Annotated in this window: 16 protein-coding genes and 1 other RNA gene; 12 read left to right on the top strand and 5 right to left on the bottom strand. The window is 51.7% G+C overall.

Annotation, left to right across the window (positions count from 1 at the left end; translation table 11 throughout):
• The first annotated feature begins 397 nt into the window (after positions 1-397).
• Positions 398-3493 carry a T9SS-dependent M36 family metallopeptidase gene (locus BD749_RS16605; RefSeq protein WP_245869345.1) on the top strand — a complete coding sequence of 1032 codons (3096 nt, stop codon included), beginning with the start codon at positions 398-400 and terminating at the stop codon, positions 3491-3493.
• Positions 3494-3760: 267 nt separating this feature from the next.
• Here BD749_RS16605 and cfa read toward each other — a convergent pair whose 3' ends face one another.
• Positions 3761-4882 carry a cyclopropane fatty acyl phospholipid synthase gene (gene cfa, locus BD749_RS16600; protein ID WP_101446401.1) on the bottom strand — a complete coding sequence of 374 codons (1122 nt, stop codon included), beginning with the start codon at positions 4880-4882 and terminating at the stop codon, positions 3761-3763.
• Positions 4883-5187: 305 nt separating this feature from the next.
• Here cfa and ssrA point away from each other — a divergent pair.
• The 3 genes from ssrA (at position 5188) to BD749_RS16585 (ending at position 6314) form a co-directional block, all read left to right on the top strand.
• Positions 5188-5557, top strand: a transfer-messenger RNA (tmRNA) gene (gene ssrA / locus BD749_RS16595).
• Between the two features lie 247 nt (positions 5558-5804).
• Positions 5805-5969, top strand: a complete 165-nt coding sequence (locus BD749_RS16590) for an Arm DNA-binding domain-containing protein (protein WP_101446399.1) — start codon at positions 5805-5807, stop codon at positions 5967-5969.
• Between the two features lie 165 nt (positions 5970-6134).
• The gene (locus BD749_RS16585) at positions 6135-6314 is read left to right on the top strand and encodes a hypothetical protein (RefSeq protein ID WP_101446397.1); all 180 of its coding nucleotides are present in this window, start codon (positions 6135-6137) and stop codon (positions 6312-6314) included.
• Positions 6315-6588: 274 nt separating this feature from the next.
• On the opposite strand, the gene BD749_RS16580 is transcribed toward BD749_RS16585, so the two are convergent.
• The 4 genes from BD749_RS16580 to BD749_RS16565 all read right to left on the bottom strand — a co-directional run bounded on the left by BD749_RS16580 (position 6589) and on the right by BD749_RS16565 (position 10966).
• On the bottom strand, positions 6589-7965 hold the full coding sequence (locus tag BD749_RS16580; protein WP_101446395.1) for a GH1 family beta-glucosidase: 1377 nt from the start codon (positions 7963-7965) through the stop codon (positions 6589-6591).
• A 58-nt stretch (positions 7966-8023) separates the two neighbouring features.
• A complete protein-coding gene (locus BD749_RS16575; protein ID WP_101446393.1) occupies positions 8024-9010 on the bottom strand; it encodes a glycosyltransferase family protein in 987 nt (328 codons plus the stop codon).
• Positions 9007-9849 carry a UDP-2,3-diacylglucosamine diphosphatase gene (locus BD749_RS16570; protein ID WP_101446391.1) on the bottom strand — a complete coding sequence of 281 codons (843 nt, stop codon included), beginning with the start codon at positions 9847-9849 and terminating at the stop codon, positions 9007-9009. The genes BD749_RS16575 and BD749_RS16570 overlap by 4 nt, the downstream gene beginning before the upstream one ends.
• Before the next feature lie 466 nt (positions 9850-10315).
• Positions 10316-10966, bottom strand: coding sequence for a trimeric intracellular cation channel family protein (locus BD749_RS16565; protein WP_101446389.1), 651 nt, complete (start codon positions 10964-10966; stop codon positions 10316-10318).
• 494 nt (positions 10967-11460) lie between these two features.
• On the opposite strand from BD749_RS16565, the gene BD749_RS16560 reads away from it, so the two are divergent.
• From BD749_RS16560 to BD749_RS16520, 8 genes are all read left to right on the top strand, one after another.
• Entirely contained in the window at positions 11461-12138 is a 678-nt protein-coding gene (locus BD749_RS16560; protein ID WP_101446387.1) for a response regulator transcription factor, read from the top strand.
• Positions 12139-12140: 2 nt separating this feature from the next.
• Positions 12141-13523, top strand: coding sequence for a sensor histidine kinase (locus tag BD749_RS16555; protein WP_101446385.1), 1383 nt, complete (start codon positions 12141-12143; stop codon positions 13521-13523).
• Between the two features lie 361 nt (positions 13524-13884).
• Positions 13885-14232 (top strand): hypothetical protein, encoded by a 348-nt coding sequence (locus BD749_RS16545; RefSeq protein ID WP_143741277.1) that lies wholly within the window; start codon positions 13885-13887, stop codon positions 14230-14232.
• A gap of 68 nt (positions 14233-14300) precedes the next feature.
• The gene (gene ureA / locus BD749_RS19645; protein ID WP_101446378.1) at positions 14301-14606 is read left to right on the top strand and encodes an urease subunit gamma; all 306 of its coding nucleotides are present in this window, start codon (positions 14301-14303) and stop codon (positions 14604-14606) included.
• 30 nt (positions 14607-14636) lie between these two features.
• Complete coding sequence (gene ureB, locus BD749_RS19640; protein WP_101446376.1) at positions 14637-15044, top strand: urease subunit beta; 408 nt, start codon at positions 14637-14639, stop codon at positions 15042-15044.
• 20 nt (positions 15045-15064) lie between these two features.
• Positions 15065-16900: an urease subunit alpha gene (ureC, locus tag BD749_RS16530; RefSeq protein ID WP_101446373.1), complete on the top strand. Its 1836-nt coding sequence runs from the start codon at positions 15065-15067 to the stop codon at positions 16898-16900.
• Between the two features lie 61 nt (positions 16901-16961).
• Positions 16962-17441: an urease accessory protein UreE gene (locus tag BD749_RS16525; RefSeq protein WP_101446371.1), complete on the top strand. Its 480-nt coding sequence runs from the start codon at positions 16962-16964 to the stop codon at positions 17439-17441.
• Positions 17442-17446: 5 nt separating this feature from the next.
• Positions 17447-18133 carry an urease accessory protein UreF gene (locus BD749_RS16520; RefSeq protein WP_076422866.1) on the top strand — a complete coding sequence of 229 codons (687 nt, stop codon included), beginning with the start codon at positions 17447-17449 and terminating at the stop codon, positions 18131-18133.
• Positions 18134-18151 lie beyond the last annotated feature (18 nt).

The following is an 18151-nucleotide window of genomic DNA, read 5'->3' as shown; positions in this document are numbered from 1 at the left end:
GGGCGCTTGGGGCCAAGCTGTGCTAAGGCAACCTTTTTCCGGAACTTAGTTAGGCGTTGAATTTACTCAATCCAGGGGGCAACACTTTCTGCAGCCAATGCAAATGCATGATCTGGCAAGGTGAAGGAAAATTAAATTGGATTGACTAGTTATAATATAAATATATAAATGTTACTATGTCATTAAAAGTAGTGCATCGCTTTGTGTCTTTTTGTTCATTCTTAGCTGTTTATGTGATTAAAATGCAGGAATTAGTGGATATTTTCAGTGTTACTAAATTGGATAAACTTTCCTGGTTTTGGGCACACATTGTTTTTATGTTTGATTGTTTAGAGTTCTCTCCCTGATCAGTCTGCGTCTTCCAACCGCGATTGTCAAACACTTAAAAACTTAGCGCATGAAAAAACGTGTACAACTGCACTGGCAGCTCCTGCTGCTGGTCGTATTCCTGTCCGGTACTTTTACCGCCTACGGGCAGGGGAGGTCCGACCAAAAACCAATCCCACAGGCTGCCCTGAATCACATTCAGCAAAACAAAAAGCAGCTCGATTTAGAAGACGAAGACGTATCGGAGCTCGAGCTGGCCAGCGAAACCGAAAGTCCTAAAAGCGGCATGAAACACATGTACATCAAGCAACTCTACCGAGGGATTGAAGTACATGGCGCCGTAACCAACATCAGCATAAGCAAAGAGGGCCGCGTGCTCACCATGGGCAACCGCATGCAGAAGCAGTTGGGCAAGCGAGTGAAATCGAACCAGCCGGGCCTGGATGCTGCCGGAGCAGTGGCCGCCGCCGCCCAGCACCTGGGCATCGCCATGAAGGAACCGCTTACGGTGCAGGAGCGGGGCAATGGCCGCAACAGAGCGGTTGTCTTCTCCAAAGGCGGCATTTCGCTCGAGCCTATACCTGCTAAACTGGTCTACCAGCCTATGGAAGACGGTAGCCTGCGCCTGGCCTGGGAAGTGTCCATCTACGAACTGGATGCCCAGAACTGGTGGAACATCCGCCTGGACGCCACCACAGGCACCGTGCTGGACAAAGACAACATGGTGGTGCATTGCCAGTTCGAGAATGACGGACCCGGGGGCAAGTTTATGCACGATGATCACGCACATACCCTGGCTTCGCCTTATGTAGCGGTACCGCAGGCAACCATAGCGGCCGTGACCAACGCCTACAATGTGTTTGCCATGCCGGTGGAGAGCCCGAGCCATGGCCCGCGTTCCATCGTGAGTACGTCTGCTGCCCACCAAACTGCCTCGCCACAAGGTTGGCACACCGAAACCAGAACACGCGGCAACAACGTGTACGCCTACGAAGACCCTACTAACAACAACAGCTGGAGCCTGAACTACAGCCCCGACGGCGGATCTGAGCTAAGCTTCGACTTCCCGATCGATTTTACTAAGGCACCGGTAGTTAACCGCGACGCGGCCATCACCAACCTGTTTTACTGGAACAACGTGATCCACGATGTGTGGTACCAGTATGGCTTTGACGAGGCCAGCGGAAACTTCCAGCTCAACAACTATGGCAAAGGCGGATCGCAGAGTGACCCGGTACTGGCAGAGGCACAGGACAACCGCAACGGTACTTCGCGCAACAACGCCAATTTCTCGACACCGGCTGACGGCTTCGCGCCCCGCATGCAGATGTACCTGTGGAGCAGCCCGCCCGATCCGGACATGGTATCAGTTTCCTCACCAGCCTCAGTGGCCGGCAGCTACCCGGCAACAGAAGCGGCCTGGGCCCGGAAACTCACCTCTGACCCTGTAGTAGGCAAACTGGTGGTAGGACTGGGTACATCTGCTGTGCCGCAGGAAGGTTGCGGTGTGCTCTCTAACACGGCTGAGATTGCCGGTAACATCGCCGTGGCGTACAGAGGAAACTGTCCGTTTACGGAGAAAGTAGAAGCAGCCCAACTGGCCGGCGCTATCGCCGTTATCGTGATCAACAACGCTCCTGGTGGCCCGATTGCGATGGGGGGAACACCGACCATGCCTATTACGATACCTGCTGTGATGATCAGCCAGGAGGCAGGAGCGCTTCTTAGAGCTAGAATAAATGCCGGTGAGGACGTGATCGTTCGCCTGAAGGACGATGGCAGACCTGAAATTGACGGCGACTTCGACAATGGCATCATTGTGCACGAGTACGGCCACGGTATCTCCAACCGCCTGACCGGCGGGCGTACCATTGTAAACTGCCTCAACAACGCCGAGCAGATGGGCGAAGGCTGGAGCGACTGGTTCGGCCTGATGATGACCATGAAGCCCGGGGACACAGGCGCCAAAAAGCGCGGTATCGGTACTTATGCACAAGGACAGGCAACTGACGGAAACGGCATACGTCCGGCCCCTTATTCTACTGATTTCGGTATTAACGCGCATACCTACGCATCTACCAACAACGCGGCCATCAGCCAGCCGCACGGTGTCGGTTTTGTATGGTCTACCATGCTCTGGGACATGACCTGGGCTATGATCGATAAATACGGTTTTGATGAGGACCTGTACAATGGCAAAGGTGGCAACAACATGGCCATGCAGCTGGTGATCGACGGTCTGAAACTACAGGCCTGCCGCCCCGGTTTCATTGATGGCCGCGATGCGATCCTGCTGGCCGACCGCCAAAACTATGAAGGCGCCAACCAGGAGCTGATCTGGAAAGCCTTTGCCAAAAGAGGTCTGGGCTACAGTGCAAGCCAGGGCTCTAACCTAAGTCGTTTCGACCAGGTAGAGGCTTTTGACCTGCCGGAAACCTATGCCTGTACCACGCCGCTTACTCTTGATGCAGTAGCTACTTCTGAGGTTTACACAGGCGGCGTAGCCTCTACCCTATACCTTGGTTACGGTCCGCAGAATGTACGTCTGCAGGCGGGTGGCGATGCCGACAACGTGTATACCTGGAGCGGAGCGGAAGGCCTGAGCGCGACGACGGGTGCCAGTGTGGTCTTCACACCAAAAGCTGCCGGTACCTATACCTTCACGGTGCGTGCCGTTAATGGCGATGGCTGTATCAAGCACAAGTCAATTACCATTTCGGTGGTAGATGTGCGCTGCGGCGATGGCAAGAAGAAAGACAAAGTGCTGGTTTGTGTGGACGGTGTGGCAGAGTGTGTGGCGCCTAGTGCCGTGCCATACCTGCTGACAGCTGCCAACGGAAAGCTGGGCAACTGCGGTCTGGCTGCTACAGCCACAGCAACGGCCAAAGCTGAGATCAGTGCCGAGAAGATGAGTCTGCGTGCAACACCAAACCCATTCGGCGCCAGAACCGACATCGGCTTTACCCTAATACAGGACGGAAGCTATACCCTGGAAGTGCTGGACATGCGCGGCTCCGTGGTGACTGTACTGGCACAGGGCGCTGGCAGAGCAGGTGAGCACAAAGTCTATGCGTTTGAGAAAGGCCGACTGGCAAACGGCATGTACATCGCCAGACTGGTAACGGACGAGGGCGTGTCCTTTATCCGAATCGTGATGCAGAAATAATGCATGTTTAACTATCCTGACAGGGCAAGGCCGGTGATTCACTCCACCGGCCTTTGCTTTTTACAGGGCTCTATGGTTAAGGTATAGCCAGTATCTATACCTGCTTCTGCTCCTATACCTATACCTGCTCCTATACCTATCGCCGGGTATGTAGGCCCACACCCAATCACTATTTCTGATCTTCTACCACCTCGCAGTAGCCCCAGTACAACCATTCATCATAACTCATCACTAATTCTTCATTATTCATTCCTCATTATTCATTACTTACCTCACCGCTTCGTAGCCGCCCGGTATACCTTTCTTGGAAAGCACGAACTGCCAGAGCTGGTTGTTGCGCGCCCGGAATGAGCCGGCGCTGGACAGTAAGTAGTAGGTCCACATGCGATAGAAACGCTCCCCGTATTCGCCCTGCAACTCAGGCCAGTGCTGGTTAAAGTTGTGGTGCCAGGCAAGGAGCGTGCGGTCGTAGTCGGGACCGAAGTTGTGCAGGTCCTCCACCACAAAAACGTGCTCCATGGCAGCCGTGAGTTGCCGCAGCGAAGGAATTAGGCAGTTGGGGAAGATGTACTTGTCGATGAACGGGTCAGGGGAGGTTTTGGAGAAGTTGACGCCGATGGTGTGCAGCAGGAACAGCCCTTCGTCTTTGAGGCAGCGGGCAGCCGTTCGCATGTAGGTGCGGTGGTTGCGGTAGCCCACGTGCTCGGCCATCCCGATCGACACCACGTGGTCAAATTGCTCGCGCACGTCGCGGTAGTCCTGCAGCCTGATTTCGATGGGCAGTCCCTTGCAAAGCTCCCGGGCCAGTGCTGCCTGTTCTTTCGATACCGTTATACCTATTACTTCCACGCCATACCTTTCGGCTGCATACCGGGCAAAGCTACCCCAGCCGCAGCCAATGTCGAGCACGCGCTGCCCGGGCTGTAGCCGCAGCTTGCGGCATACCAGGTCGAGCTTGTGCTCCTGCGCATGGTCCAGGGTGTCGGCGTCTTTCCAGTAGGCGCAGCTGTAGACCAGGCGCTTGTCGAGCATACGCTGGTACAGGCGGTTGCCAATGTCGTAATGGCGCTGCGCATTGCGGGCCGCTTTGCCTTTGGGTTGTAAGTTAACCACTTTAGCCAGCAGCACCTCCAGCACAGTGCGCCAGCCAAATCGGGCGTTTTTGTACAAATCGGCCCGGATAGCCTTGTGCACAAATTCGTCTATGCGCTCGCAGTCCCACCAGCCGTCCATGTAGGATTCTCCTAAACCCAGCGAGCCCTGGCTGAGCACGCGTTTATAGAAACGCTCGTTGTGCACCTGCAAATCCCAGGCATTGGGGCCGTTTACCATGATGCCGGCTGTTGCCAACATGTCAGTTACTTGCTGCTCCAGACTACTTATTGCCATGGCATTGGGGGTTAGTAAAGGATAGAAGAAGCGCTATATTTACTTTGTAACGGCTGGTGCTCGGCTAGGTTTCCAGCTCAGGTATAGCGGGGTGATTTGGGTTAAGGCTTTGACAGCCAGATATTCCTGTTTCTGCTGGAATGGAACCTGCACGTATGTAAATAATTGTGGTTGTCCGGAAGAAACTAATCGGAACGGTTTGCGTGTTTTAAAGGCAGCTAACGAGTGGGAATATGCCCGAAAAAGTGTAACTTTGTGGCATACTTCTTGAAGTATAGTATACAAGAATTCGTTCTTTAACTTACGGGGATGACTGGAATTGACAGCTTGTGCAGATTGCGTGTAAGCATGTCGGGTGATGAACGTACCACCTGTTAAAAATCCGTTCGAACAATAACTGGCGAATCTAACTACGCCATGGCTGCTTAATCTAGGTATTAAGCACTAGCCATAGTCTCGTGCAGGTTTCGTGAATCTGCCTGCACATACGAGGCTTCGATCCGATTTACTAGTCTGTGTAAGGGTGTGGTGCACAGGCGAAACAAAGCATCTAAGGAGTGCGCATAAGTTTGACTTATACTTGCAAGCTCCCGACAATCTGAATAAGTCTAAGCATGTAGAAGGCCCGTTGATTTCCTTGTCTGGACCAGGGTTCGAATCCCTGCATCTCCACTTAGTACCTTATCAATCAGCATAAAAAGCCCTTAAATCAGCGATTTAAGGGCTTTTTTGTTTTTAGTCCCACCTGAATTTTTTATTTTCTCTCCTTTCTGAGGTGCCTGAATCGGGTACCCAAACTTTACCCGAGTTTAGGTACCCGAATTTATTGTAAACAGTTAAATGTCATGAAGATGTGTGGGTGCTGTGCATTTTGTGGAGCCTTTGATTGATTGTTGAATTTAAGCATAAAAGGAGGCGTGAAATGGACACTAAAATCAGTATCCTGTTCTATGGCAGAAAAGCCAAGACCACCAGAGACAATCCCTTGCCGATCTATCTGCGCGTTACCATCCAGGGTCGGCGGCTGGAACTGAGTGCCCACCGCTATGTGTCGCCTGATCTGTGGTCAGCCGAGGCTGCAAAATGAAGGGTAGCTTCGGCAGAGGCCAAATGATACGTGAAGGCCTCACTTAACCAGATTTAACAGAACGATTACATTCCCTTTTTACTAGATTTATATGCCTGCCGTATTTTAGGGATACTATGAAGTATAACAGAAATATTCTTTTTAATCCCGAGAACAATTTAATCCATGGCAAAAACGATCAACTTCACAGCACTGACATCAGGAACAGAGTTAACAACTCCGCAGGGAAAGGGTCGCTTCCTGCATTACAAGAAAGGGAATTTTCGGAATCAGAACGTGCGGATAGAGCATTACAACGGCAAGCAGATCTGGTATTCGGAAGAGGTGTTGAAGGCGATGAATTGAGCCTCGTAGCAGGTATGGCAGATACTGTGTCGAAACCATCGTGCTGGCCCTGGTCTAGGTGCATGGCGCTGCTCTTTTCATGAAGACAAAACGCACAGATAAAATCCTTTCAACAAAAAAGGCCTGCTGTGAAGCAGGCCTTTTTGCTTAACCAAACTAAACTTAACTCTTATTAACTAACCGCAGTCAAAGGTATAGCACCTTTTGGGGCTAAAAAAGATGCTGGGAAGGTTTAACAGTATCTTAATGCAGGGGTAATACGGTCATAATGTTGCTACGTAGCGCTGCCCCGAAGAAAATCGCGGTACCAGTAGCCGGAACTCTTGATGGTTCGTTGCTGTGTTTCAAAATCGACATGCACCAGCCCAAAGCGCGGATTATAGCCTTCGGCCCACTCGAAATTGTCGACAAAGGACCAGATGAAGTAACCCTGTACGTTCACGCCTTCCAGTTTGGCTCGCAGCATCTGCTGCATATAACGCTTCAGGTAGCACAGCCGCTCCGGGTCGTGCACTTGCCCATCTTTGAGCTCGTCCGGAAAAGCAGCGCCGTTTTCAGTCACGATAAGCTTGCGTATACCTTTGTAGCGGTTGAACTGGTGCAGGATGTGGTACATGCTCTCCGGGTATACCTCCCAGTTCATTAGGGTATAGGGCACGCCGCGTTTGCGGGCGGGTACCAGAATCGCCTGCATAAAGGGTGTCCAGAAAGCGTATTTCACAATTTCCCGGGTATAGTTCTGCACCCCGATAAAATCAAAGTCGAAGGCCAGCTTTTGCTCGTCGCCTGGCAGCATGTACTTTTCAATGCGGCGCATGAACCTAAGGTCGTCCAGCGGGTAGCCCAGTCCCAAAGCAGGCTCCAGGAAAAGGCGGTTGAGCAGGGCGTCTACCCGGCGGGCCGCCTGCAGGTCTTTTTCTGTTTGTCGCAGGGGCTCCACGTATGAGCACGAGAAAGTAGTGCCTACCTCTGCCTCAGGCCGAAGGTCTTTAATGACCCTGCCGCCAGCTGCCTGGCAGAGAGTGGCATGGTGCACGGCAGGTATAAAGGAGCCGAAGCCGCGGCGCCCCGGCGCATGCACTCCCAGAAAATAGCCGGCTCCCGTAAACACCATCGGCTCGTTGAGCACCATCCAGTGCTTCACGCGGTCCCCGTAGAGTTTTACAGCCAGGGCAGTGTATTCCTCAAACCAGCCCACGATTTCACGGTTCGCCCAACCCCCTTTCCTCTCCAGCGCATGGGGTAGGTCCCAGTGATAGAGCGTGAGCCAGGGCGTGATGCCCAACTCCAGACAGTGGTCGATGAGGCGGTCGTAATAACCCACGCCGTAATGGTTAATACGGCCGGTCCCTTCTGGCAGAAGCCGGGGCCAGGAGAGGGAGAAGCGGAAGTTGGGTATTGCCAGCGACTGCATCAGCTCCAGGTCATCGGGGTAGCGATTGAAGAAGTCGCAGGCGTGGTTACCATGGTGGCGCTGCTTGATCTTGCCCTTTCTGCCCGAAAAAACATCCCATATGGAAAGGCCTTTGCCTTCGGCTTCGTGAGCACCCTCTATCTGGTAAGCCGCTGTGGAGACGCCCCACTGAAAATCTTTGCCAAAGGCCAGTTTGCTTAGCTCAGGCTGTATTGGTTCGTTGTTGAGATCTAACATACAAAAAGCAGCTTCCTTTTTCCGGAGAGCTGCTACGTCGGAAGCTGTTTATAATCTGTTACGTGTTCTCCTGCACAATGCGCTGCACAATGGCTTCGGTTTCGTCTGGATAGTCTACCTGTATTGTTTGGCCATGTTCCAGCCACTCGTGTATCTTGGGCAGGTGCTTCTTCTTCAGATTTTTGATGGCCCCGACTCCCAGGTGCTGAAGGGCAGCAGCGTTGCATACCTGTTCAAACTGGTTTTTCATAGGCACTACCAGGAGTTTCTTCTGCAGGTATAGCACTTCCGATGGCGTGCCAAAGCCAGCGGCACACAGCACGCCCGCCGCAGTAGCCATACTCTGCAAAAAGGCCTCGTTCTGAATGGGCCGCACCGACACGTTCTCGTGCAGGAAGGGCTGTTTGTTGTGCTTGGAGAAAACCTGCCACTCGACTTGCCGGAACTGTGTGAGCCGGTTCACGATCTTGTGGTCCTCGTAGGCGGGCAGGTATACGGTGTAGTGGCCCAGGTTGCTCACCTCCAGTTCGCGCACCTGTTTGCGGATGATGGGGGTAAAGATGGAGCTGTCGAAGCGGGCGAAGTGGAACCCGTAGTTGGCCGTAGTGGGGGCGTAGTTCTTCAGTATGAATTTGCCCATGTGGTCCGCTTTGTCCGGTTTAGGAGCGTTTGGGTGGAGCACCGCCACCTGGTTGCTTAGCCCCACACAAGGTTTCTTGGCCATCAGGCAGGCCCAGGCCGACACCGGTTCAAAGTCAGAGATCACCAGGTCATAGCGTTTCACCGGTAGCTGCCGGATCTCTTTGTAAAAGCTGTGGGAACTGGCCTGGGCAATGGTCCTGTAAAAGTCCACGCCGCCGTTCTTGCCAAAAATAAAACTCATGCCGTTGAGTCGGTATTTTACGGGGTACGGCAGGCTTAGGTCAACCTGGCAGCCGCTCACCAGCAGGTCTACCTCCCCGCGTTGTTGTAGGGCAGGTATAACATCCAGGGCCCTTGTCAGGTGGCCATTGCCGGTACCCTGAATCGCATACAGTATTTTCAAGCTGACTTCAGGTTAAACTCTACCATCATGCTCTGGAACAGCTGAATATTGGTGGGTACGCGTTCGTCCTCTTCTTCCATTACTACAGCCTCCAGATCTTCCCTAAACTTGTACAGGCTCCAGCCGCCGTTGTCGTACTCGAGCGCCGTCAGGTTCTCGATCCAGTCGCCAGAGTTGAGGTAGGTTACCTTGCCCTCCATGTTGGTAATGTCACGCATTTCGGGTTGGTGGATGTGGCCGCACACCACATAGTCATAGCCGTTTGTGATGGCTATTTCGGCGGCTGTCTGCTCAAAGTTGTTGATGAACTTGACAGCGCTCTTCACACGGTTTTTGATGTTGCGGGAGAGGTATACCTTATCCCGGTTGAGTTTGAGGCAAAAGTAGTTTACGATACGGTTGAGCAGGATGAGTGTGTCGTAGCCCTTTGCTCCCAGTCGGGCCAGCCATTTGGAGTGCTGCATGGTCACGTCAAATACATCGCCGTGGAAAAACCAGGCCTTTTTGCCGTCCAGTTCCAACACCAGCTTGTTCACAATCTGGAAAGAGCTCATCCGTAAGCCAACGAACTTGCGCAGCATCTCGTCGTGATTGCCGGTGATGTAATATACTTTTGTGCCTTTGGCGATCAGGCCCATCAGGTGCTTGACCACCTTCATATGGTTGGCAGGCCAGTAGTTCTTGCTGAACTGCCAGATATCGATGATGTCGCCGTTGAGGATCAGGGTATCGGGATGAATGCTTTTGAGGTAAGCCAAAAGCTCGCTGGAATGGCACCCGTAGGTGCCCAAGTGCACGTCTGAAATAACGGCTACCTCAACTTTTCTTTTTCTTGCCATAAAGGAGGCGTGGGTGAGATTTAGTTGACTTTAATAAACTTAAAAGGTGAATAATAGGAGCACAGCCGGGAAAGCAGAATGCTCAGAATACCGGATATCATCATATGAATGGGGTTGTTCGTCAAACGTGCCATTGTTTCCCTTTTTATTGGTTGATAATAGTACCTCTGGCTAAAGCTCTTTTTCACGTTTCAAAAATAAAGTGTAAATGTTAAGTGCAGGTTATGAGTTAGTTATGATGTTGTTATGTTTGAGTTATGGTTCTGCTTTTTGCTAAGCGTTGATGTTTTAATCTTTATTTTGCCTCCGAATAAATTTGACTTTAGCCCGTGCGGTCGGAGCTGTTCCGGAGGCACAATCTTCACCGTCCTAAACAGAAAAGCTCCGCTGGTTTATAACCCGCGGAGCTTTTCTGTTTAAACCTGACCTTGCAGCGTTTAAATAAGCTATACCCTAGACTTCATGTTTATTTCTCCCCACTGTTGCGCTCATGGTCAATGGGGTTCAGAAATGGCAGTTGGATGTGGTACCTCACAGCAATCACCCGGATCATGATGACCGTCAGGGCGGCAAGTAGTTCGGTGATCGAGATAGAAAGGCTATACTGGTAGCTGATCATGTACACGATGCCCCCTACAATGCAGGCCAGGGCATAAATGTCTTTCCGGAACAGGAGCGGCACTTCGTTTAGCAACACATCCCGAATGACGCCTCCCACCGAACCGGTAATGGCCCCCATCATGATGCATACCCAAAAAGGAAGCCCGGCCTCCAGGCTTTTGCTTACCCCCACCACCGTAAACAAACCCAGCCCAATGGAGTCGAACATGAACAGGGCTCTGCCCCAGCGGAAAAGTTGTTTCCGGAACACGACCGTGGCAAGCAGCGCTATACCTGTCACGATCAGGTAGCTGGCGTTCTGCATCCAGAAAGGGGGCACATTGAGCAGCAAATCCCGGGTGGTGCCCCCGCCGATGGCTGTTACCAACCCAATGACATAAGCCCCAAACCAGTCGAATTGCTTGTTAGCAGCCCAGCGAATGCCGCTCACTGCAAACGCAAAAGTCCCCAGAAGGTCCAGAAAGGTAGTAAAGCTTGATGCCGAGAGCTCTATCATAATGTTGCCTGCGCTAAAAATACTGCCGGATTGGGTGTCGAAAATTGGGTATGGTATACCTGCCCAAACGCACGAAGATAAGCCGGATTAGGCTACATCGCTTAACGTGATTTCTGATTTGTTTGTCTAATGCCTTTTTTGTCTTCTTTGCTGGTAGCAGGAGCTAACCCCCACTTAATAAATGCTACAAAAGTTAATGCTAAAAAATGCTTTGGGTAGGGATGTGCTGCTGGTTGGTTTAAATTAAAATATTGGCTTAATAGGTATGGCCAGGTTAGTGGCAGTCATGCCTCTTAGAAACATTTGCCTGTTTCTAACCCAGATGTCCACCGGAACCTGTTATTTTAGGGCAACCGTTCAAAAAGTGGAAGAAGCCTACGTTACTAAAAACAAACAGCCGCAGGTTCTATACCTTTTATCTAAAGCTAGGTATAGCGTTGACTAAAACACGTATGTGCTTTAGTCAGTAAGATTTTCGACAGCCTACTAAAATTATGAAAATACTACTCTTAGAAGACGAGCCAAAGGTGATCTCGCTCATCATGCGGGGGCTGGAAGGAGAGGGCTTTGAGTTTGCGGTTGCAATGGACGGTTACACGGCTGTGAAAATGGCCGGACTGAATTACTACGACCTGATCATACTCGATGTGATGGTGCCCGGCCTAAGCGGATTGGAGGTATGCAAAAGCATCCGCGAGGCAGACCCTGACACGCCAATCCTCATTCTGTCTGCTTTAAGCTCAACCCAGGATATTGTGGCCGGATTCGACAATCTGGCCGACGACTACATGGTGAAACCCTTTAACCTAGCTGAGCTCCGGGCCCGCATGCAAAGCCTGGTGAGGCGGTCTGGCAGAGGCGCTGCCCAGCAGAATAGAGCGACCATGGCAGACCTGAGCGTTAACTTCGACACCATGGAAGTGACGCGCAGCAACAAGGTCATTGCCCTTACGGTGCGTGAATTCAAGCTGCTGGAGTACCTGATCAGAAACAAACGCAAAGTGTTGCCACGGCTCGATATTCTGGAAAACGTGTGGGGCGCCGATTTCGACATGGGTACCAATGTGGTTGATGTGTACATCAACTACCTCCGTAAAAAAATAGACAAAGATTTTAGCCCCCGCCTGATCCATACGGTGGTCGGGGTAGGCTATGTGATGAGAGACCAATAAGGATGAGACTGCAACACTGGCTGATTGTACTGTTCACTGGCCTGATGGCCCTGATACTGCTGGGTATAAACCTGGTGATGTACTCTATGTCATCCGGCTACAGACAGCACAACTTTTTCCTGAGCCTGGAAAACAGCTCTTCCGTTGTGGCCAGCGCTGTGCTGCAGCAAGAGAAAGCAGAAGATTACTACGCCGTCAAAAACAGCATTCTGCAGCACCTGGCCGATGAAGAGGAGTACATCATCCGCATTAACAAAGAACGCAGCCAGATCACTTTTCCTCCCTCACTTCCGTTGGAAGAGTCCTTTTACTGGGAGGCGATCAGCAACGGAAGGGCCAGACGCTACGAAAACGGTGTGCACTATGTCGGGTTGTTCAGAGAAGATATAGATGGAACAGATGATATCCTGGTGATTTCATCGGCTAGGGATGTGGAAGGAGACGCCTACCGGAAAAGGCTCAAGACCACGCTGGTCATAGCCTTTCTTTCCGGTGTGCTGCTGATGACCCTGACTACGGTCTTCTTCTCGAAAAGACTATTTGGGTCCATGGTTAAGATCATCAAGAAAGTGAACAGCATCAATGCCTTTAATCTGAACGACAGGCTTGAGAAGGAGCACAGCCTGGACGAGATCAGCGATCTGCAGGACACGCTCAACGAAATGCTGCAGCGGATAGAGACAGCTTTTAAGTCGCAGCAAGCCTATGTAAGCAATATCTCCCATTCTCTCCGCACGCCGCTCACTGTCATCGTGGGCGAGGCCGAGATTGCACTCTCACATTTGGAGCAGGGGCACCCGGCCGCCTATTCGTTGCGCATGGTGATGCAGGAGACCGAAAAGCTCAAGCACATCATCAACACCCTGCTAGAATTGGCAAAGTCGGAGCGACAGGAGCAGGGGCAGGGCTGGGGCGTGCACCGGCTCGACGAAATAGTGGAGGTTGTGCAGGAGATGGTGGGCAAGATGGATAAGAGCTACAAACTCAGAATGGATTATAATAAGTTTCCTGAGAACGAGGCGATGCTGTATGTGTACTGCAATGAAGCTCTCCTCACGCTGGCCATCAGCAACATAATCCTCAACGGATTTAAGTACTCCGACAACCAGCAAGTAATGCTCAAAATAATGGCGGATGGCGGCAAGGTTAAACTGCAGATCATGGACTCAGGCATTGGTATACCTGCCGCTGAGCTGGATAAAATATTCGATCCCTATTTCCGGGCCTCGAACACCGCCAACTATGAAGGCTTTGGCATCGGGCTGCCACTGGCCATGAAAATACTGGAGCGGCACAAAGGCACTATCCAGGTAAGTTCTAGGGTAGGCAAGGGCACGACCATCGATGTGGTGCTGCCCGCTGTACATGCAGTGCAAGGCACATAGTATCCTATACCTATTTTGCTAAACCTGATGCTAGCGTGCTTAGGCACGAACTACATTCCCTCGCTATACCTTGACGCACTAACGTTTCAGCAGCTTTTTGTATGTAAAAGGCCCACCGCTATACCTGTCTCCAAACTCATTGATTACAAAGGTGCCCTCCAAGACAGCGTGCCGCTATCCTGGAGGGCTAATATTTTGCATTTTCAGGGTTTCTAATCTTATTCTAATCTTTCTCTTAAATCAGCTTAATAAGCTGCCCCTATCTTAGCGACTAAACATGTATGCCACTATTGTCCAACCTTTTGGGATAGAGAGAGTAATACTAAATATAAGTCATTTTTCTGCAGGTATAGTTATATTGATGCAATATAGAATAGTATCCGTTTTGTTTTTTATTGTGACCTATCTGTCGTTGGTTAAGCCACTCCGTGCCCATAATGCCTCCAACACCAGGTATCAATACAACTTCGCACCAAGTTACTTGGTCCATTTCGACACCATAAATTACGCCCAGACCGGGCTACTGCTGCCACGCTTCGGTGAGCGCGACAGAGTGCGACTGCAGCCATTGCTGGCCTATACCCGAAAAAACCTGGACGCGCTGGCCATCGGCGGCGGCTACGGCGCCAATCTCCTGATCCAGCAGCATAACACCCAACTAAGTTTCCAGTACCCGCCGACCCAACTATATGACTACCGACAGGGTTGACGGGCACTTGGGTGAGTTTACCGTTCAGTTTCAGACATTCTTATAAACCTACATTAACAGAAAGTTATATGCACTTAAATCCAGTTGAACACGAAAAACTTTTGCTTCACCTAGCCGGTGAACTCGCCGCCAAAAGACTGAAGCGAGGCGTGAAGCTGAACTACCCGGAGTCGGTGGCTTACATCTGCGGCATTTTGATGGAAGAGGCCCGCGATGGAAAAAAAACGGTGGCGCAGCTGATGGAAGAGGGAGCCAAGCTCCTTACAAAAAACCAGGTGATGGAAGGTGTGCCTGACATGCTCCACTATGTGCAGATCGAAGCAACCTTCCCGGACGGCGTGAAACTCATAACGGTAGACCACCCGATCCGCTAAACCGACAAAGAACAATTAAACACTTATACTATGATACCAGGCGAATACATACTTCAAAAGGGTGATATAAAGGCGAACGACAAGCGCAAAACAGTCCGCGTAACCGTGGCCAACACCGGAGACCGTCCGATTCAGGTAGGATCGCATTACCATTTCTTTGAAACGAACAAGGCACTCGACTTCGACCGGGCTGCAGCTTTCGGTATGCGCCTCAACATACCGGCCAGCACGGCCGTGCGCTTTGAGCCGGGCGAGAAAAAAGCGGTTATCCTGGTAGAGTTCGGAGGCAACAAGATCATCAGTGGTTTCAACAACCTGACCGAAGGAGACGTGACAAAAAAGAATGTGCGCGACGCCGCTATTCAGAAGGCGCAGAAGGAAGGGTATAAAGGGGCCGGAGGCGCTGCTGCAACTCCTAAGAAACGAAACAGAAAATAGCACCAATTAATTAGGGAACCATGTCAAATTGGAATAGACGCGAATGGATAAAGGTAGTGGGGCTCTCCACTGCCGGACTTTCTATGCTTGGCTTTAATGCCCTCGGAAGTGATTCTTCCTCAGTGAAATATGTGGACGGTGACTTGTACATCCCACGCGACAGATACGCCGCTCTTTTCGGTCCGACCACCGGCGACAAAGTGCGCTTGGCCGATACGGAGCTCTTCATTCAGATCGAAAAAGACTTTAACGTTTACGGCGATGAAAACAAGTTCGGGGGCGGTAAGACCGTACGTGATGGTATGGGGCAGTCTACCTCCGCCGGGCAGGACGAAGTGCTTGACCTAGTGTTGTTGAATGCCATCATCATCGACCACTGGGGCATCGTGAAAGCCGACATCGGTATAAAAGACGGCAAGATTGTAGGTATAGGCAAAGCCGGTAACCCCGATACCCAGGAGGGCGTGACGAAAGGCATGATCATCGGTGCCGCCACAGAAGTGCAGGCTTGCGCAGGCAAGATCGTGACAGCGGGTGCTGTAGATACACACATCCACTTCATTGCCCCGCAACAGATAGAGGTAGCTCTTTTCAGTGGTGTTACGACCATGATTGGGGGTGGTACAGGTCCTTCGGACGGAACGCTTGCCACTACGGTAACGCCAGGCAAGTGGTGGATGGAGCGCATGTTCGAGGCGTCGGAGTTCACCCCGATGAACTTCGGGTTCCTGGGCAAAGGAAATACCTCCACCTTCAAGACTGCAGCGCAGCCCATTGAGGCAGGTGCGCTAGGCCTGAAACTACACGAGGACTGGGGTTCTACACCGTCCACCATCGACATCGCCCTGCAGGTGGCTGATAAGTACGATGTGCAAATCGCCATTCACTCCGACACGCTCAACGAAGCAGGCTTTCTGGAAGACACGGTGAAGGCGATCAATGGCCGTGTGATCCATACCTACCACACTGAGGGCGCTGGGGGCGGTCACGCACCGGACATTATCAAAATTGCCATGTACCCGAACGTGCTGCCCTCTTCCACCAACCCGACCAAGCCATATACCATCAACACCGTGGAAGAACATCTGGACATGCTGATGTCGGTGCACCACCTGGACAAGAGCATTCCGGAAGATGTGGCCTTTGCTGATTCCCGCATCCGCCCGAATACCATTGCCGCAGAGGATATTCTGCAGGACATGGGCGTGTTTAGCATGATGTCGTCCGACAGCCAGGCCATGGGGCGTATCGGGGAGACCATTTTACGTACCTGGCAGACGGCCCACAAGATGAAAGTGCAGCGCGGGCCATTATCAGAAGACAAAGCCTCTGGAGCTGATAACCTGCGTGTGAAGCGCTACATCTCTAAATACACGATCAACCCGGCCAAAACGCACGGTGTGGCCGATTATGTTGGCTCTGTAGAGGTGGGTAAGTACGCCGACCTAGTGCTGTGGGATCCTGGCCTGTTCGGTGTGAAGCCGGAAATCATCTTCAAGAACGGGATAGCAGTGGGCTCTCGAATGGGTGATCCGAATGGTTCTATCTCTCTGCCGCAGCCTGTTATCTACCGCCCAATGTGGGGCAGCTATGGCAGGTCAATCAGCAAGACCGGTTTCAACTTTGTGTCGCAGGTGTCGCTGGAGAACGGCAGCATAAACAAGCTGGGTCTGAGCAAAGGCTTCCTGCCGGTTAAAGGTTGTCGGAAGGTCACCAAGAAAGACATGGTGCACAACAACGCCATGCCGAAACTGGAGGTGAACCCAGAAACCTACGCCGTAACGGCCAATGGCGAGTTGCTCACCTGCGAGCCGCTGAAAGTGGTGCCGATGGCGCAGCGCTATTTCCTGTTCTAAACCTGTTAACAGCGTGCTGTCGGCCAGTCTATACCTGTGCCGACAGCACCTTTATCACCCTATGCTACTAGTAGAAAAGGTCATCGGCAACCTATCCAACACCAATACAGGTAACCTTTCGATTGATTTTTTGGACCTCGATTGGTTTGATACGGGCAAAACTACCCTACGAAAGCGGACTAGGGCGGGACAGGAGATCGGTATACGCAAAGACTCGACACCGCTGGAAGACGGTGACTTGCTATACCTGGACGGAGAGCGGGCCATTGCCATCAACATACTGCCCTGCGAGTGCATCGTGTTCAAGCCCGACAACTTCAAAGACATGGGCACCATTTGCTTCGAGATCGGGAACAAGCACATTCCCATTTTCATCAACGAGGAGGCAGAGGTGCTGGTCGAGTTTGAGAACCCGCTTTACCGCTTGCTGGAGCGCTCAGGCTACGAACCACGACGTGAGGTGCGCAAGCTCCTGAAAACACATGCCTTGCGTGTGCGCCGGCATGGAAACAATTACACCAGAAAAATAACCATTAAATAACAGCTATGCAGCCACTCTTAACCCTCCTGCAGATCAACGACTCCATGTTTCCGATCGGAAGCTTTACGCATTCTTATGGGCTGGAGTCTTACGTGAGTCAGGGCATTGTGCACAACACGCCAACGGCCAAGGTATATGCTAACAACATGCTGCGCCATAGCATTTACTACAACGATGCGGCCTTTTTGCAAAAAGCCTGGGCCTTGCTGGAGGCGAAGAAATCGGTGCGGGAATTTCAGAAGCTGGACGAAATGATTACAGCCCTGAAGGCACCTGCCGAGATTCGGGACGCGAGCAAAAAACTGGCTGTCCGTTTCCTGAAGCTGACGCAGGAGCTGCACCCTGTTAAGCGCTGCAGTAACTACCTGTCTAAAATTCAGGAGGGCAAGCTGCACGGGCACTATGCCGTCGCCTTTGCCATGTATGCGCATGCCAGTGGCATCACCCTGAAAGACGCCTTGCTGGCCTTTTACTACAACACCCTCAATGGCATTGTCACCAACTGTGCCAAGCTGGTGCCCATTGGGCAGGGTGATGCCCAGAAGATCCTTTTCGACCTGCAGGCCACCATTAAGCAACTGGTGGATGAGCAGGAAAACATGGAAGAGGAGATGGTCGGGCTCTGCTGCATCGGGCAGGAGATACGTTGCATGCAGCACGAAAAGCAATACTCAAGACTATATATATCCTAAAGAAACCACCTAAACAGA

The organism is Pontibacter ramchanderi (genome assembly GCF_002846395.1).
GTDB classification, from domain to species: Bacteria; Bacteroidota; Bacteroidia; order Cytophagales; family Hymenobacteraceae; genus Pontibacter; species Pontibacter ramchanderi.
This window is presented reverse-complemented; position numbering and strand designations above follow the sequence as displayed.

Excerpts from the sequence above, each read along its gene's own strand:
- BD749_RS16605 (WP_245869345.1), top strand. The coding sequence starts at position 398 with ATGAAAAAACGTGTACAACTGCACTGGCAGCTCCTGCTGCTGGTCGTA.
- cfa (WP_101446401.1), bottom strand. The coding sequence starts at position 4,882 with ATGGCAATAAGTAGTCTGGAGCAGCAAGTAACTGACATGTTGGCAACA.
- BD749_RS16590 (WP_101446399.1), top strand. The coding sequence starts at position 5,805 with ATGGACACTAAAATCAGTATCCTGTTCTATGGCAGAAAAGCCAAGACC.
- BD749_RS16585 (WP_101446397.1), top strand. The coding sequence starts at position 6,135 with ATGGCAAAAACGATCAACTTCACAGCACTGACATCAGGAACAGAGTTA.
- BD749_RS16580 (WP_101446395.1), bottom strand. The coding sequence starts at position 7,965 with ATGTTAGATCTCAACAACGAACCAATACAGCCTGAGCTAAGCAAACTG.
- BD749_RS16570 (WP_101446391.1), bottom strand. The coding sequence starts at position 9,849 with ATGGCAAGAAAAAGAAAAGTTGAGGTAGCCGTTATTTCAGACGTGCAC.
- BD749_RS16565 (WP_101446389.1), bottom strand. The coding sequence starts at position 10,966 with ATGATAGAGCTCTCGGCATCAAGCTTTACTACCTTTCTGGACCTTCTG.
- BD749_RS16560 (WP_101446387.1), top strand. The coding sequence starts at position 11,461 with ATGAAAATACTACTCTTAGAAGACGAGCCAAAGGTGATCTCGCTCATC.
- BD749_RS16555 (WP_101446385.1), top strand. The coding sequence starts at position 12,141 with ATGAGACTGCAACACTGGCTGATTGTACTGTTCACTGGCCTGATGGCC.
- BD749_RS16545 (WP_143741277.1), top strand. The coding sequence starts at position 13,885 with ATGCAATATAGAATAGTATCCGTTTTGTTTTTTATTGTGACCTATCTG.
- ureA (WP_101446378.1), top strand. The coding sequence starts at position 14,301 with ATGCACTTAAATCCAGTTGAACACGAAAAACTTTTGCTTCACCTAGCC.
- ureB (WP_101446376.1), top strand. The coding sequence starts at position 14,637 with ATGATACCAGGCGAATACATACTTCAAAAGGGTGATATAAAGGCGAAC.
- ureC (WP_101446373.1), top strand. The coding sequence starts at position 15,065 with ATGTCAAATTGGAATAGACGCGAATGGATAAAGGTAGTGGGGCTCTCC.
- BD749_RS16525 (WP_101446371.1), top strand. The coding sequence starts at position 16,962 with ATGCTACTAGTAGAAAAGGTCATCGGCAACCTATCCAACACCAATACA.
- BD749_RS16520 (WP_076422866.1), top strand. The coding sequence starts at position 17,447 with ATGCAGCCACTCTTAACCCTCCTGCAGATCAACGACTCCATGTTTCCG.